Annotated in this window: 13 protein-coding genes; 5 read left to right on the plus strand and 8 right to left on the minus strand. The window is 44.5% G+C overall.

Annotated features, from left to right (window positions below; all coding sequences use genetic code 11):
• Positions 1–33: 33 nt before the first annotated feature.
• Positions 34–822 (plus strand): CPBP family intramembrane glutamic endopeptidase, encoded by a 789-nt coding sequence (locus tag B2863_RS14030; protein ID WP_296211620.1) that lies wholly within the window; start codon positions 34–36, stop codon positions 820–822.
• A gap of 81 nt (positions 823–903) precedes the next feature.
• Here B2863_RS14030 and dusA read toward each other — a convergent pair whose 3' ends face one another.
• The 3 genes from dusA to B2863_RS14045 all read right to left on the minus strand — a co-directional run bounded on the left by dusA (position 904) and on the right by B2863_RS14045 (position 5,180).
• On the minus strand, positions 904–1,887 hold the full coding sequence (gene dusA, locus B2863_RS14035; RefSeq protein WP_296211622.1) for a tRNA dihydrouridine(20/20a) synthase DusA: 984 nt from the start codon (positions 1,885–1,887) through the stop codon (positions 904–906).
• A gap of 131 nt (positions 1,888–2,018) precedes the next feature.
• Positions 2,019–3,323 carry an MFS transporter gene (locus B2863_RS14040; RefSeq protein ID WP_296211623.1) on the minus strand — a complete coding sequence of 435 codons (1,305 nt, stop codon included), beginning with the start codon at positions 3,321–3,323 and terminating at the stop codon, positions 2,019–2,021.
• Positions 3,324–3,545: 222 nt separating this feature from the next.
• Positions 3,546–5,180: a phospholipase D family protein gene (locus B2863_RS14045; RefSeq protein WP_296211625.1), complete on the minus strand. Its 1,635-nt coding sequence runs from the start codon at positions 5,178–5,180 to the stop codon at positions 3,546–3,548.
• Between the two features lie 431 nt (positions 5,181–5,611).
• On the opposite strand from B2863_RS14045, the gene B2863_RS14050 reads away from it, so the two are divergent.
• The 4 genes from B2863_RS14050 (at position 5,612) to B2863_RS14065 (ending at position 9,514) form a co-directional block, all read left to right on the plus strand.
• Positions 5,612–6,886: an O-succinylhomoserine sulfhydrylase gene (locus B2863_RS14050; protein ID WP_296211627.1), complete on the plus strand. Its 1,275-nt coding sequence runs from the start codon at positions 5,612–5,614 to the stop codon at positions 6,884–6,886.
• 111 nt (positions 6,887–6,997) lie between these two features.
• Positions 6,998–7,327, plus strand: a complete 330-nt coding sequence (locus B2863_RS14055) for a YbaB/EbfC family nucleoid-associated protein (protein WP_045445429.1) — start codon at positions 6,998–7,000, stop codon at positions 7,325–7,327.
• 117 nt (positions 7,328–7,444) lie between these two features.
• Positions 7,445–8,038 (plus strand): recombination mediator RecR, encoded by a 594-nt coding sequence (recR, locus tag B2863_RS14060; protein ID WP_057760773.1) that lies wholly within the window; start codon positions 7,445–7,447, stop codon positions 8,036–8,038.
• 135 nt (positions 8,039–8,173) lie between these two features.
• Entirely contained in the window at positions 8,174–9,514 is a 1,341-nt protein-coding gene (locus B2863_RS14065) for a ribonuclease D (protein WP_296211656.1), read from the plus strand.
• Between the two features lie 95 nt (positions 9,515–9,609).
• On the opposite strand, the gene B2863_RS14070 is transcribed toward B2863_RS14065, so the two are convergent.
• The 5 genes from B2863_RS14070 to gcvT form a co-directional block, all read right to left on the minus strand.
• The gene (locus B2863_RS14070) at positions 9,610–10,299 is read right to left on the minus strand and encodes an esterase/lipase family protein (RefSeq protein WP_296211658.1); all 690 of its coding nucleotides are present in this window, start codon (positions 10,297–10,299) and stop codon (positions 9,610–9,612) included.
• A 207-nt stretch (positions 10,300–10,506) separates the two neighbouring features.
• Entirely contained in the window at positions 10,507–13,404 is a 2,898-nt protein-coding gene (gene gcvP, locus B2863_RS14075; RefSeq protein ID WP_296211660.1) for an aminomethyl-transferring glycine dehydrogenase, read from the minus strand.
• 64 nt (positions 13,405–13,468) lie between these two features.
• Positions 13,469–14,227, minus strand: a complete 759-nt coding sequence (locus tag B2863_RS14080) for a nitroreductase family protein (RefSeq protein ID WP_296211662.1) — start codon at positions 14,225–14,227, stop codon at positions 13,469–13,471.
• Positions 14,228–14,579: 352 nt separating this feature from the next.
• Positions 14,580–14,960, minus strand: coding sequence for a glycine cleavage system protein GcvH (gene gcvH, locus B2863_RS14085; protein ID WP_057760766.1), 381 nt, complete (start codon positions 14,958–14,960; stop codon positions 14,580–14,582).
• 117 nt (positions 14,961–15,077) lie between these two features.
• On the minus strand, positions 15,078–16,259 hold the full coding sequence (gcvT, locus tag B2863_RS14090) for a glycine cleavage system aminomethyltransferase GcvT (protein WP_296211664.1): 1,182 nt from the start codon (positions 16,257–16,259) through the stop codon (positions 15,078–15,080).
• Positions 16,260–16,370 lie beyond the last annotated feature (111 nt).

Raw genomic sequence — 16,370 nt, forward strand, 5'->3', positions numbered from 1 at the left:
TGAGCTGCCAGAGTATTTTTAAGTGATACCTTTATGCCAAAAAACCTAACTGCGCCATCTAGTACGACTGCCTCACTTAAGTCTCTGCCACTATTTTCGCGCGTGGGTACATTCGTGCTAACAGTAGGAATGGTGCTTGCGTTTTTTATCAGTCAGTTGGTAGGTGTTTATGTCGCTGGCAAGCTTGTATTACCTGCCGATGAAAGGACATCGATAGGGCGTATATTCTATTTTGGTAGTAATGATGGAACAATTGTGAGCCTGTCTATACTCATCGGCTGTGTATTGCTAGTGGCAATTAGCATGCTTATCATTCGTTTAAAAGGTGGCAGTCTGCGTCAATATTTAGCACTAAAGCCGTTCTCACTGTCGGTAGGTATAGGCATGCTTGGGCTGCTACTGATATTTATGATTGCCAGTCAGGCATTGACGTATGTACTTGATATGGCGCCGTTGGTGTTTGTTGATCCGCTCTATCAGTCTGTCATTTCGGTTTGGCTACTGGTATTTGCCATGGTGGTCGTCGCACCAATTTATGAAGAGGTTATCTTTCGCGGTATATTGTGGTCAGCCATCGCGGAACAGTTCACAGCACCATCCTATTCAGCGAATTATGGGGCGATTGTCGCCAGTATTGTGACAAGTTTGATATTCGCTGTGATCCATGTGCAGTATGGTATCTACGAGATTAGTACCATCGTAGTGTTAGCATTGATATTTTGCTATGCACGGATTAAGTCAGGCTCGATATTACTGCCAATCGTACTGCACATTATCAATAATGGTGCAGCGATATGGCAGTATATTGCGCAAGCGACGTAGATAAAATGCTGACCACAACAACGGCTGGCATATAAATTCTATCGAGCCAGTTAGATATTCAAATTTGGCTACGTATTAGGGCTATGCATCAGGATTTAACGATAGCACTTCATCGGCAGCTCGCTTAATATCATCAATTGTCAGCTGAGGTTTGCCGCTCAATGCTTGGCGCCACTTACGTGCGCCCATTAGACCTTGGAAGAGTCCTAAATAATGCCGTGTCATCGTTGGCAGCGCTTCGCCTTTTGCAATTTGTTCTTCGAGATATGGATATAGCTGCTCTAAAATCTCTGAGCGCTTAGGTATTGTCTCAGGAGTTTCCTCATTCCATAAGCTATTGGCCTCTGCTAATAGATACGGGTTGTGATAAAACGCCCGACCAATCATCACGCCATCGATATGCTGTAGGTGCGTTCGGATGTCCTCAATTGTATCGATGCCGCCATTGATTTCGATATCTAGCTCAGGAAAATCCTGCTTTAGACGGTACACATCATCGTAACGCAGCGGTGGTATCTCGCGGTTTTGCTTAGGGCTGAGCCCCTGCAACCATGCCGTACGCGCATGTACGATAAAGCGGGTACAACCTGCCGCTGCCACTGTCTGCACAAAGTCCACCATAAACTCATAACTATCAAAGTCATCGATGCCAATACGATGTTTGACCGTCACTGGAATATCGACTGCAGCTTGCATATGCTTGACCAAATCAGCGACGGTCTGAGGTTCTGCCATCAGACAGGCGCCTATTTTGTTGTGCTGTACGCGATCTGAGGGACAACCGACGTTGATATTGACTTCATCATAGCCATACTGCTGAGCAAACTCTGCGCATTGCGTCATCTCACTGATGTCTGCACCGCCGAGCTGCAATACAAGAGGATGCTCAAGTGTATCGAAGCGCAAGTGGCGTGCTCGATTGCCATGTATCAATGCACCAGTACTGATCATCTCGGTATATAGATAGGTATGCGTATTAAACAGTCGCGCAAAATAACGATAATCTGTCGTAGTCCAGTCGATCATTGGCGCAACTGAGAGGCGTTTGTTGGTCATATCAACCATGGTTATCAAGCCTTAATATTTGTGTCTTAAATAAATGGAGAAGGTGCAATGGATGAGACAACCCATTGCACCTTATTTTCAAGATTTTCTAGAGCTTCAAGCGTTATGCGAAGCGGCGATTGACTGTTTACTTATACAATAACGTGGTCAATCTTTTTCAACTCGGGCAAATTATAAAAATAAAGCCCCATGATAATACCGATAAAGCCAATAAAGGCAATGTACAGTGCTGGTGAAAAGCTGACTAGAGTCGTGGCGTATCCAAGACCAAAAGGTATCAGTACACCCACGATACCCTGTGTGACATTGTTGCAAAAAGCAACGCCGGTGAGACGTACATTGGTCGGAAACAGCTCTATAAGGATAGCAGGGACCATACCAATCACGCCAGCACAGAAGCCCAAAATCGCATACATGATTAATATATAATCACCGCCCGCCTGTAAATGGTAAAAGAACGCCAACATTTGAGCAATCAGTAAAATTGAACCGATTGCCAACACTTTACCAAAATTCTCGTGATTAGAAATCATCCCGTAGAATATACAGCCAAAAATTATAAATATGATGCCCAAGCTATGGGATAACCCGAACAAATCACTGTCTAACGAAAAGTTTATCTCTATCAAGTCCGGTAATAGCAAAACGATAACAGTAGAAATGCTAGAGATTACTAGTGTCAGTACCATACCGATAAAAATGGAATGTTTGCAGTGTTTGAAGAGTAACGTCAGCGGCTTGCCTGCATTTTTGCCTGTCTTCGGTTTTACGAGTGCTAAAAAGAAAGGCGTCTCTCCAACCAATCGCCACACCAATAACGGCAAAGCACTGAGTACAGCGGCCACTAAAAATGGCAAGCGCCATCCGTACTCAGTTAACTCAGCTGTGGTCATAAAGCTAGAGAGCCACATAAAAAATGCATTTGAGAATAACACACCTACAAAGAAGCTGGCAGTCACGTAGCTACAAGCTACTGATAAATACTGTCTGGGCACATGCTCTGCCACAAATACCCAAGATAAGGGAACATAAAGTCCGTATGCCATACCCTGTATAATTCTTAATAAAATAAATAAAGCAGGCGCAAAGATGCCCCACTGTGCATAAGTGGGCAAAAATGCCATCGCTAGGAGACTACATGCGGTGACTATGATACTTAGCAATAAAACGGGCTTTCTACCTTTTATATCACCATAACGACCGATGAGAACACCTCCGATTGGACGTGCTAAATAACCGATAACAAAAAGCCCCATTCCTTGCAGTTTAGCAACTCTAGGGTCAGCATTAGCAGGAAAAATAGCCGCTGAAACAATATCTGAGATATACAAGTAAATCAAAAAATCAAAAAATATCACAGCGCTGATGAAGCTAATGAACATCACTATGTTTTTGTCTTTAGTAGACATTAGGGCGTATTGAGAACGAGACGGCATAATAGATCACATATCCACAGAGTAAAGTGGTCATTAAGACGATCATCGTTTGGATAACCGGCCATGGTAAAAACGGCAAATCAAGATATATAAAAGATGATTTGCCAAAACAATAAGTTGGGTGTTTAAAATAAAAGTGTTTGAATGGTATTTTGTTTACTTAATACAACTGAGTCGCAAAACTAAATGTTCTAGAACTGTCGAAATTAATAAGTTATGTATCTACAGCAGCCAGTCAATGGGCAACCAAGACATAATGGTTAGCCAAACATGGTCACCCATGTCCACTCGTGGCTCGGAGTCATAGACTACTTTTTCGCCTTTCTCCATGGTATGCCATTGCAGGTTACCATTTTCTAGTAGCTTGACCTCATACGCTTGATTTAATAGATCGTCGCTCAAAGCGCCATGCAGCTGCCTTGCTAGCTCGTCATCATTAATAATGACACCCATTTCGGTATTGATATTGGCAGAGCGTGGGTCAACGTTGTATGAACCGATAAAGACTTGATAGTCATCTACTGCAAACGTTTTTGCGTGCAAACTGGTCGATGATTGGCTACGTGCTCGCCACAGTTTGTTATCACGTTTTTCTTCAGCAGCGGTTGATTTTAGCTCATATATTTTGACGCCTGAACGAAGCAGGCGAGGTCGCCACTGGCTATAACCAGAATGCACGGCAGTCACATCGGTCGCATCAAATGAGTTGGTTAATATCTTAATATCGACACCAGCTTCAGCCAGTTTAACCAACGTATCGACGCCATCTTTGGTCGGTACAAAATAAGAAGAAATAATCGTCAATTTCTTGGTTGGGCTACCAAGCAAGTTACGCAACTGATGAACCAAGTTGGTATCAGCAGGAACCGTTTTGCTTAGTTTGCCAACATCATCACTTAAAAACTGCATGTCGGTCCAACGGAAAGGCACACGTTTATTAATCAAGTCACTATCAATCGTAGAGTCTTTGATCGCAGCTTTATAAACCGTCAAGCTGCTGCCTTCGTTGTTTTCTTCATCCAGACCGAGCTTATCTAAGGCCTTCAAAAAATCAGGTGTGACGTCATCATCAAATTTCGCTAAGGTCTCGATATCAAATGATAAAGGCGATGACCAATAGTCATAAAAACTGTTATCAATATCTGCAACGACTTTACCGATAAGTAAGACATCCAAATCTGCAAATTGGCTGCTTTGGTCATTGCTAAGGTATTCGTTACCGATGTTACGCCCGCCGATGATAGTAATCTGCTTATCAAAGGTCATGCTTTTATTGTGCATACGGCGATTGATACGCGGCAAACCAGTCACATAGTTCAACGTTGGAAACTTACGATGCATCAAAGGATTGATGATGCGCACCGCAATGTTAGGATGACTGGCAAAGCGTAATAAATGCTGATCGAACTTGGCACTGTTATTAAAATCATCTAACAATAAGCGCACGATTACGCCACGCTCGGCCGCGTCCCATAAATCTTTTAACAGAAGCTGGCCAGCCTGATCGTTATGCCAAATATAATACTGCGCATCAATATTACGCGTGGCCATATCTGTCAGGATGCTACGTGCCGCAAAAGCATTCGCTCCGGTTACGATTGGATGGTAACCAGACAAATCAGGGTGAATATCGTTCTGCGCACTAATGGCAGAGACCAAGTCAGTGCTGCTAGTCTTAATCGTCTCACCTTGCGTCATTTGCTTATCTGAATATAGAGCCTCTACACGTGCTGATAGTGCTTGGCTTTCCGGTAAATGTGGCTGCTTGGGCAAACTCTGGCAAGCACTAAGCCCTAAAGTCAGTCCTAGGGTTAGGCTCAACGATAAGCTGCTTGGTTCTATACTGAACATCGACATAACGAATTTACCTTAATGAGCCTAAATGTACTGACAAATAATGATTCAGAGTGCTTAAGTCACTCTTTTTAGATGTATTACCAAACTGTTGTTGTATTACGCGTGGCAAAATCTAAATCGTCGCTAAGCTTAGCAGCTGTTGCGATATCTGCCTATTATAAATACGTTATTTTTGTTAGATTTAGCGCACGAAATCATCGTTTTTTAAGTAGTGTTTAACTATATATGTGGCAGATTTTAAGTAGTAGAATTGATACATCTTTGGTATTCGAAAATAATATTTAGTGGCCATTTGAAACCAGCTGTGTGGAATAAGTCGACATGATATGATAACGCTGATGAATTCGGTCGATGATCAGAAGAATAAGCAGTCATTTTATTTAAATTAAAAGATCAACCAATAAAATACCAACCAAAGTAACGGAACGTTTATGAGTCAGTCGCAAAACCATGATGAGAGCAGTTTGAACAAGTTAGATCCAAACTGGCGCAATGATGCCTTAGATTTAGGGCTTGATTATGGCATGCAGACCATCGCAGTGCGGGCAGGTCAACACCGTACGGACGAAGGCGAGCATTCAGAGCCTATTTTTACCACCAGCTCTTACGTTTATCGTTCAGCCGCTGATGCCGCTGCTCATTTTGACGGTACAAAAACAGGCAATGTTTACTCTCGTCATACCAATCCAAGCGTACGTACTTTTGAGCGTCGCTTGGCTGCGTTAGAAAACGGTGAACGCGCGGTTGCAACGGCCTCTGGTATGGGCGCTATTTTGACCATGTGCTTGGCATATCTAAAAGCGGGCGACCATCTGCTCGCGGCTAACCAATTATTCGGCTCATCTATCGGTCTGTTTAACAACTATATGGCCAAATTCGGTGTTGAAGTCAGCTATGTTGATTGCTTCGATAATGAGGCATGGGCAAATGCTATTCAACCAAACACCAAGGTGATCTATTGCGAAAGCCCAAGCAATCCACTAGCGCAGATCTGCGACCTTGGTTATCTCAGTCAGCTATGTAAAGCCAATGACATATTACTCGTCGTTGACAACTGCTTTGCAACGCCAGCATTGCAGCGCCCGCTAGACTTGGGTGCGGATGTGGTCATTCACTCTGCGACCAAATATTTGGATGGTCAGGGTCGTGTATTGGGCGGCGCGCTGGTCGGTAGTGATAAACTGATGCAAGAAGCGTTTACCGTGGTGCGCTCAGGCGGTATCAGCATGAGTCCATTTAATGCTTGGGTATTTACCAAGGGGCTCGAAACGCTCAAGTTACGTATGCAAGCGCATTGCCAAAATGCCAATCAAGTGGCAGAATTTTTGGTCAATCATCCTAATGTCAGTACCGTACACTTTTCAGGCTTGAGTGACCATCCTGCGCACGAGCTTGCTACACGTCAGCATCATATGAAAGATGGCTACGGTGCTATCATGGGTTTTGAAGTCAAGGCATCTGATAGCCGTGATACCAAAGAAGCGGCGTGGCATGTGATTGATTCAACACAAATGGTCTCTATCACCAATAACTTGGGCGATGCCAAAACCACGATTACTCATCCTGCAACCACCACGCATTTCCGTCTAACTGCTGAAGCTCGTGCCGAAGCTGGCGTTAAAGACGGTCTGATTCGTCTATCGGTAGGTCTGGAAGATGTGGAAGATATTATCAAAGACTTGGCACGTGGTTTAGACAGTTTGTAAAGATAAAGGTATAATCTGCACTAACGCATTGCATTAACTTTACGTTATTAATTATTCATTACTATACGCACTAGCATAAAATACAAACCATAAATAACAAAAGAGGCAACTATGAACATTCAAGCATTGATGCAACAAGCACAAACGATGCAAAAGAAAGTAGAAGCAAACGTTGAAAACGCTAAAAAAGAGCTTGCTAACAAAGAAGTACAAGCAGAAGCGGGCAGTGGCCTAGTTAAAGTCACGATGACTGGTCGTCATGTGGTTAAGCGTTTGACTATTGATCCAAGTCTGCTAGAAGATGAGCCAGATATGATCGAAGATCTTATCGCTGCTGCTATCAATGATGCGGTTCGTCAAGCAGATGCACTCTACGAAGAAACGATGGCTGGCGCGACTTCAGGTATGGGTCTGCCACCAGGTATGCAAGGCATGTTTTAAGCATTAAATACTTCATACTGAAGACAAAAATGGGGTTGTTATCGACACGATACGACCCCATTTTTATAGCTACGATTTATAAATTCAGTTAGATAAAGTCAACTAAAGGAAGCTACTTTGCTTACAGCCAAATTTGATCAGCTGGTCAAACAGCTGCGTATATTGCCAGGCGTCGGTCAAAAAAGTGCCCAACGAATGGCGCTACATCTGCTCAGTAAAAAACGCCCACAAGGCATGGCACTCGCCCAAGCACTAGATGAAGCCATGCGTGATATTGTTGAATGTCAACGTTGCCATAGCTTTAGTGATGAGGCTGTATGTCCGCTTTGCCAAGATGTTAGACGTGATGACAGTCTGCTATGCGTGGTCGAGACAGCAGCAGATGTGATGGCGATTGAACAGACAGCTGGTTACCGTGGTCGTTATTTTGTGTTGGGCGGGCATTTATCGCCAATTGATGGTGTCAGCGCTGATGACTTAAATATTGATCAGCTCGTATGGCGAGTGAAGCAAGAGCCTGTCGAAGAGCTAATACTTGCAACAGGTACGACTGTCGAAGGTCAGACTACGGCGCACTTTATCAGTGAGGCAGTCAGTCGCCATGTCAATAAAGTGACGCGCTTAGCTCAAGGTGTACCGATGGGTGGCGAGCTTGAGTATCTGGATAGTATGACGCTTGGTCAAGCCATGCAAAATCGTTCTTTTTTATAATGTTTTGATTGCGTCAAAGTCTTACCCAATTCATTTCTTGGAATTGTTATAATTACTTTATTATTGTTTATTTTCTAATTCTATTAAGGCGCGGTTTAGCGTTTTATTTTCTCCTATTAATGCAGGTATCTGCCCGTGTCCAATAACGTTTCAAACGCCTCAGCTCAATCAAATACTTCTGATATCAATGATGGCTCATTACAAGAAGCCGCTAATACTGAGCCAATGTCAGTAACTACAGTATCTGAGTCAGCTACTAATACTCCAGATATTGAGGTGCTAGATATTGATGCACTATTGGATATTGCTGATGACGTTGCTATTACATGGGTACGTAAGCAAGGCGATTTAGATGAAGTTATTGATGCCTTAGCGACTTGCGGACGCGTGGCCTTAGATACTGAGTTTATCAAGCGTGACACTTATTATCCGCGCTTGGCACTGGTGCAATTGAATACTGGTGATCATGTTTATTTGCTGGATGCACCGCAGTTGCAACTGGCTGAGCTGTGGGAAGCGCTACGCAAAGTAGATGTTGCTATTTGGCATGCCTGTGGCGAAGATTTGGGTATTTTTTATCTGCTGTCTGGCTGCCCGCCGTTGACCAATATCTTCGATACGCAAATTGCGTTGTCTTATTTAACAGGTCAATTGCAAATGGGGTATCAGCAGGCACTGGCTGACCAGCTAGATATGCATATCGATAAAGAACACAGCCAGTCTGATTGGCTCCAGCGCCCGTTGACAGATGAACAAGAGCAGTATGCCATCGATGATGTGCGTTATTTGCCAGCACTGTATCTCAGTATCGAACATGCGCTTAAGGCTCAAGGTTTATATGATTATGTTTGGGCCGACTGTCAGCTCTATGCCAGTGATTTGTATGACACGCAGCACGTCGAAGATGAAGCGATGTATCTAACGATGGCAGATTACCGCTATAACTCACAGCAAATGGCGATACTCAAAGGGGTGGCTACATGGCGAGAAGAGCTGGCACGTGCGACCAATCAACCGCGTACCTTTGTGATAAAGAAACAAGCAGTTCGTGAAATTGTCACTGAAAAACCAAACAGTATGCGCGAGCTAGCACATAAAACGACCATGCACCGTAGTATGCTGCGACTATATGGTGAAGAGCTGCTGAAAGTAATCAGAGATGCCAAGAGTCTACCGCCTACAGAGCATCCAGACTGTCTAGTGCCACCATATCGCTCAAAAAATAAAGTACTCTCAAAAGCAGTGCAGCAAGCAATTGATGAGCATGCACGCGAAATCGGTATACCTGCCAGTGTATTGATGCGTAAAAAATGGCTAGGACAATTATATGAAGTGGTTGCTCTTGATAAAGATGTGAGCGAACTGCCACAAGGGCTAAAAGGTTGGCGTAACGACTGGGTCATTAAAACCTTAATTCCAGTCATCAAAAAGCATAAAACCGAACTGCAACAGGGCATGGGTATTCGTGTTCAATAAGGAATCGTTCGATAAAGCAGCGTTCGATAAGGCACCGTTTAACAAGAAATCGTTCGATAAGACTGAAAACTGACACTCAAGTATTCATACAGCTCTTAGCGTTTAAATCGTCCATGCTCTAAAAAGTGTCGAGTTTGCTCGGCGACATCTGGGTTCACTAGCATGCCAGTATGTGAGACTGGCATGATGATATGATCAGCTGCTGCCTCTATCCTCGTCTCCTCTATATATACTGTCCCGTCATGTGCAAGTTGCTCGTTAAGGGGTGGCTTGTCGGATTTGCGCAGTTTGCGATTATGATATTGCAAAAACAGCTGACCTAGACCATAAGGTCGGTTGCCAGCGATGACGCCTAGCGTTACATGTTTGGGCAATGGCGCGACTGTACCGTCGAGTGCGTCGATATACGAACGACCTACGACAACAGGAGTCAATCGCCAGATATAATCTGCACACACACTGCCTATATGCGGTGTCCCTAGAGTCACGCAACGTCCAATTTGCCATTTTGGATACTGAGCAACAAAATCACGAATGATCAAACCACCCAAGCTATGCCCGACCAAATCGATAGGATGATCTGGATGATGGTTTGTTTCTAGCCAGCTATTTAGGCGGGCGCTATTGGTTTTGATACCATCACGCATACTACGGTAGCCGTACTGATGGGTATCAAATCCTGCTACTTGCAGGCGCTTGGCTAATGGCCGCATGATCCATGGGGTTTGATGTAGCCCGTGAATTAGAATAACGCGAGTTTTTTGTTTAGGCGCTTTAGATTGCATAGCAGTGTCCAAATGATTGCTTCAGAAATTTAAGATAAATAGTTTATTATTGATATAAGCTTTTATTGCATTGAATTCTTATCGTTTATTTTATTGATAATATTACCTACTAATGTAATAGATAAAAAGTCAGCAAAATAAAAACCTCCAAGTCAGCTGCTGACTTGGAGGTTTTTTACTACAGAGCATAACTATCGAAAATGATAATTACATATAGTTTTCGATACTTGGGCAAGAGCACATTAGGTTCTTATCACCATACGCATCATCGACACGCGCGACACTTGGCCAGAACTTGTTTGCACGGATGTATGGCAGTGGGAATGCAGCAGTCTCACGGCTGTAAGGATGCGTCCACTCTTCGCCAGTAATCATAGCTGCGGTATGCGGTGCATTAACCAATGGGTTATCTTCTAGCGTCCAGTTATCTTCACCAGCTTTGGCCTTCATGGCTTCAGCTTTGATAGATTTTAACGCACTGATAAAGCGATCTAACTCTTCTTTTGATTCAGACTCTGTTGGCTCAATCATAAGCGTGCCAGCGACTGGGAAGCTCATCGTTGGTGAGTGGAAACCATAGTCCATCAAGCGCTTAGCGATATCGCTTTCTGTGATGCCAGTCTCTTCTTTTAACGGACGAATATCGATGATACATTCGTGAGCTACGCGGCCGTTTTTGCCAGCATATAGGACAGGGTAGTGACCTTTTAATTCAGCTGCCACATAGTTGGCGTTCAGTAATGCCAACTCCGTTGCTTTTAGCAGACCATCACGGCCCATCATAGCAATATACATCCACGAAATAGGCAAGATGCTCGCTGAACCATAAGGTGCTGCTGATACTGCTGAGCAGTCTTTTTGTGCATTATGTACAGGACTCAAGGTATGGTTGGCCATAAATGTTGCCAAATGCGCTTTCATACCGATAGGGCCCATGCCTGGACCACCGCCGCCATGCGGAATACAGAAGGTTTTGTGCAGGTTCATGTGTAATACATCAGCACCAACGTCTGCAGGTTGCATCATGCCTACCTGAGCATTCATGTTCGCGCCGTCCATATAGACCTGACCACCATGCTTGTGGGTCAAGTCACAGATATGACGGATGCCTTCTTCGAACACACCGTGCGTCGATGGATAAGTGATCATTAGCGCACCTAGGCGATCGCTGTATTCTTCACATTTGGCGGTTAAGTCGTCGATATCAACGTTGCCGTTTTCATCAGTTTTGACCACGACCACTTGCATACCCATCATCATGGCAGTAGCAGGGTTGGTACCGTGCGCCGACATAGGAATCAGGCAAACATCGCGATTGGTTTCGCCTAGTGACTCATGATAACGGCGAATCGCTAACAGACCAGCATATTCACCAGAAGCACCAGAGTTTGGCTGCATAGAGACATCATCAAAACCAGTAATGGCTTTTAATTGATCTTGCAAGCTATCAATCATCGCGATATAACCAGTGACTTGGTCGCGCGGTGCAAAAGGATGCACATTAGCAAACTCAGGCCAAGTAATCGGTAGCATCTCACTGGTGGCGTTTAGCTTCATGGTACAGCTACCAAGTGAAATCATACTGCGGTTCATCGCTAGATCTTTGTCTTCAAGCGACTTTAGATAGCGTAGCATTTCATGCTCGGTATGATGCGAGTTGAATACTGGATGAGTCAAGATGTCATCCGTACGCAGGTGTGCGCTATCTAGAGAGACGCGAGCGGTTTCAGGTAGGTCATGTGACTTATTGACGAATAGCTGAGTCAACGTGTTGAAGTCTTGCTGATCGCTGGTTTCACTAAAGGCAACGCTTAATTTGGTGTCGCTTAAACGCCATAAGTTGTAGCCAACGTTATCTGCATTTTTGAAAATTTGAGTAGCCAATTTCTCTGAACCACAATCAACCACGACTGTATCGAAGAATTGTTCATGTACCACGCTCAAGCTGCTGTCGTTAGATTCTGTGATAGCATCAGCAAACGCAGTGGCAAAAGCATGAATACGAGTGGCAATACGCTTCACGCCGCCTGGACCATGATATACCGAGTACATACCAGCGAGGTTGGCTAGCAATACTTGTGAGGTACAGATGTTTGAGTTGGCTTTTTCGCGGCGGATATGCTGCTCACGCGTTTGTAAAGCCATACGCAGTGCTGTATTGCCTTGTGCGTCTTTTGATACGCCAATGATACGACCAGGCGCTGAACGCTTGGCTTTATCAGAGAACGCAAAATAAGCGGCATGTGGACCACCAAAGCCCATTGGGATACCGAAACGCTGAGTACTACCTAGCGCTACGTCAGCACCCATGTCAGCTGGGGATTTCAATAGCACCAAGCTCATGATGTCACTGACGACACTGACGTAAGTCTTGTTTTCTTTTACTGCACTGATGACGTCTGTTAAGTCTTTAACGTCGCCTTCAGCACCAACATACTGGAATAGCGCACCAAAATAGTCGCCAGATTTAGCCGTTTCAAAGTCACCAACAACGACTTCCCAACCAAAGTACTTAGCACGAGTATTGATAACATCTAGCGTTTGTGGATAGACGCGCTCATCGACGAAATACTGTGTTGATTTGCTTTTACTCACACGCTTTGACATCGCCATTGCTTCTGCAGCGGCCGTCGCTTCATCAAGCAATGATGCACCAGCCAGCTCAAGACCAGTCAAATCGATACATACTTGTTGGAAGTTCAGTAATGCTTCTAGACGACCTTGAGCGATTTCCGCTTGATAAGGTGTATAAGCGGTATACCAACCTGGATTTTCAAGAACATTGCGCTGAATGACCGCAGGCATACGAACCGGAGAGTAGCCTTGACCGATATAGCTTTTGTTAACAGTAATATCGTCTGCCATTGTGCGTAGTTTGGCAAGTGCAGCGTGCTCACTCATCGCCACTGGCAAATCCAATTCTTTGTGCAAACGTACTGGCTCAGGCACAGTGTCATTGATAAAGCTTTGCATATCTTTATAACCAACAGCGCTGAGTAGGTCAGCTTGCTTGGTCTCATTCGAACCTAAGTGGCGATAGACAAATTCAGCTTCGTTGAACAATCCTTGAAAGGTATCAAACGATGGGTTTTGAGAGATAGTCATGACAATCCTTGGTTAAGGGAGTAATAAACAAAATAGCAATTAAGGGAATAGTGTGAGCGGTACGTTATACGTAATGCACAAACTGTTTTTGATCAAAACGGAACTGGGTGTTGTAAACGCCATTATCAGCACGTTCACCTGCGCCAATCATCATAATGATATGCTGATCGTCGCCTAGGCCTAGTAATCGCTTCATAGCAGGCTCATCGAAGCCGCCCATAGCACAGCTATCAAACCCGTGAGCACGTAATGCTAGCATGAGGTTTTCGGCGGCAAGTGCGGTGTTATTGGTTGCCCAGTTTTTGGTGTCTTCAAACGTATAGTAAGGCGATTTGATCGGGCCCTTTACGCGCCTAACCACTTGCGTTGCGCCCCATTTTGCAGCCGAAACCACGTTGGCTGGGCCGCGCAAAAAGTCCATCGTGACGACTTTGTTGTAGTAGTCTTTCACTTTCTTTGGCACTGGCTGATCAGGGTATTCGCGCAATACTTGCTTAGCGTGATCGTGCCAAACATCAGTACGAGCAACGATGGCAATCAAACGAGCTGATGTTTTTGCGGCGTTTTGATTCATGCAGTTTTTGACAGCGTGTTTGCGATTGTCAGCATCATCGATAACATAAAATTCCCACGGCTGTAGGTTGCTAGAGTTTGGCGCTAGCATGGCCAAACGCAGACAGTCTGCCAATACGTCATCAGGGATAGGTGTGTCAGTAAAACGGCGCACGGAACGGCGTGACTCTACGATATCGCGAAATGCTTGTAGCTGCGGCGTATGGTTTGGCGTGGCAATGGGGTCTTTATTATCGGTGTTGGCATTCATATTAGGATCCATGCTGAAAATTGGGTTATCAGTTTGCGTCGTTATTGATAGCACGTATTCATTGGGATTCGAATAGGTGATCAATACGAGTCAATGAGATAACGCTTGGTAGCAATAACATCGGACGATAATGATTGTTGGAGATCTACATATAAAGCTGCTTTCAAATAATAAGCATGGTCAATGAGCCAATACTTTTCATGAGAAAGGTTTTTAAATCGTTTAAATAGAGAATATAGATACCAGCTGCTGCCAGTATCTATGATGTTTAGTCGGGATTAATACTTTGTACGAGCTAAAGTCTTACAAGTGCTAATGTCTTGTGAGAGCATGCTTAGCTTACGTGCTTAGCTTATAAGTCGCTTTCGTACTCGTCAGCAGTCATTAGTGCTTCGTAGTCAGCGATGTTGTCAGGCTTCATTCTGAAGAACCAACCTTCGCCGTATGGGTCAGAGTTGATGATTTCAGGATCATCTTCTAGTGCTTCGTTGATAGCGATGACTTCACCTGAAATAGGTGCATAAACGTCAGAAGCCGCTTTTACTGATTCAACAACTGAGATTTCGTCATCAACAGCGATGATATCGCCCACATCTGGTAGCTCAACGAATACCACATCACCCAATAGATCTTGAGCATGGTCAGTGATGCCAACAGTGATCGTACCGTCGTCTTCTAGGCGTAGCCACTCGTGACTCGCAATATATTTTAGCTCTGCTGGGATGTTGCTCATGGTCTCTCTCCTAAGTGATAGAGGTTAATTAACAAAAATAATGGAGGCTGGGCGTGTCGTCATTTTTATAATCGTGTGTAAAATGACAACGCGCTCTAATGATAGAATTTATAAGACCTAAGAGTCAAACTGTTGCTTGCCGTTACGGACAAAAGGTAGCTTCAGTACGCGTACATCGACGAATTTACCTTTGCCGCGTAGGTCGACTTGTACACTGTCATCTTCTGATAAGCTGGCAGGCACACGGGCAATCGCGATTGAATTTTTTAGGCTAGGGGAGAATGTGCCGCTGGTGATAATGCCAGTTTGCTCATTATCAGTGCCTTGATTGATAGTCACTGTCATGCCTTCACGCAATACGCCACGCGTGGTCAATAGCAGACCCACTTGCTTCATAGCGGTGTTGTCTTCTTTTGACTGCTTACGTTTGCTGACCATTGCTTCACGGCCGACAAAAGCACGGTCGTCTTTGAGCGCTAGCGTCCAGCCCATGTTGCATTCGTAAGGGCTGATGGTCTCGTCCATATCATGGCCGTAAAGATTCATGCCCGCTTCCATACGCAAGGTATCACGCGCGCCAAGACCAGCAGGTTTGATGCCATTTGCTTTTAGCTGCTCAAAGAAAGCAGGCGCATCATCGGCATGCATAATGACCTCGACGCCATCTTCACCAGTATAGCCAGTACGAGCTACAAACCAATCAGTGCCTTCGATATCGGTCAAGTCAGCACCAACGAAAGGTTTTAGTGCTGCTAAGGTATCTGCCCAACTTGGTTTGGCTTGAGCCAGTTTTGCAATAGCATTTGGACCTTGGACGGCGAGCATGGCAAGTTCAGGACGCTCGGTAATCTCAATATTGAAACCTTCGGCGACTTTATTAAATTGTGCTAAGTCTTTATCACGAGTGGCTGCGTTAGAGACGATACGGTACTCAGTTTCTTCTGCATTCATCAGGTAGACGATCAAATCATCGATGACGCCGCCTTGCTCGTTGAGCATGCCAGAGTATAGCGCTTTACCAGCGGTAGTGAGTTTGTTGACATCGTTTGCGAGCAGTGTTTGTAGCCAAGCTTTGGTATCAGCGCCTTTGATGTCAGTCACAACCATATGTGAGACATCAAACATACCTGCATCTGTACGTACTGCTTCGTGCTCTTCGATTTGTGAACCGTAATGAATTGGCAATTCCCAACCAGAAAAATCGACCAGTTTGCCCTCACTATCAATATGAGACTGGTAAAAAGGGGTACGCTGAGGAGCTTGGTTGCTGCTAGAGTCTTGAGAATAGGTATCAGTCATAACAAATCCTTATGTGTACATCAGTCGTACTCGGCAGAGTAAGGAGTGATGCGCAACGTAAAAGTAGCGAGAAGTAATATTGCAAGGCGCAAATATCACATCAAAGGGTGA

Source organism: Psychrobacter sp. UBA3480, from assembly GCF_002377945.1.
In the GTDB taxonomy this organism is placed as follows: domain Bacteria; phylum Pseudomonadota; class Gammaproteobacteria; order Pseudomonadales; family Moraxellaceae; genus Psychrobacter.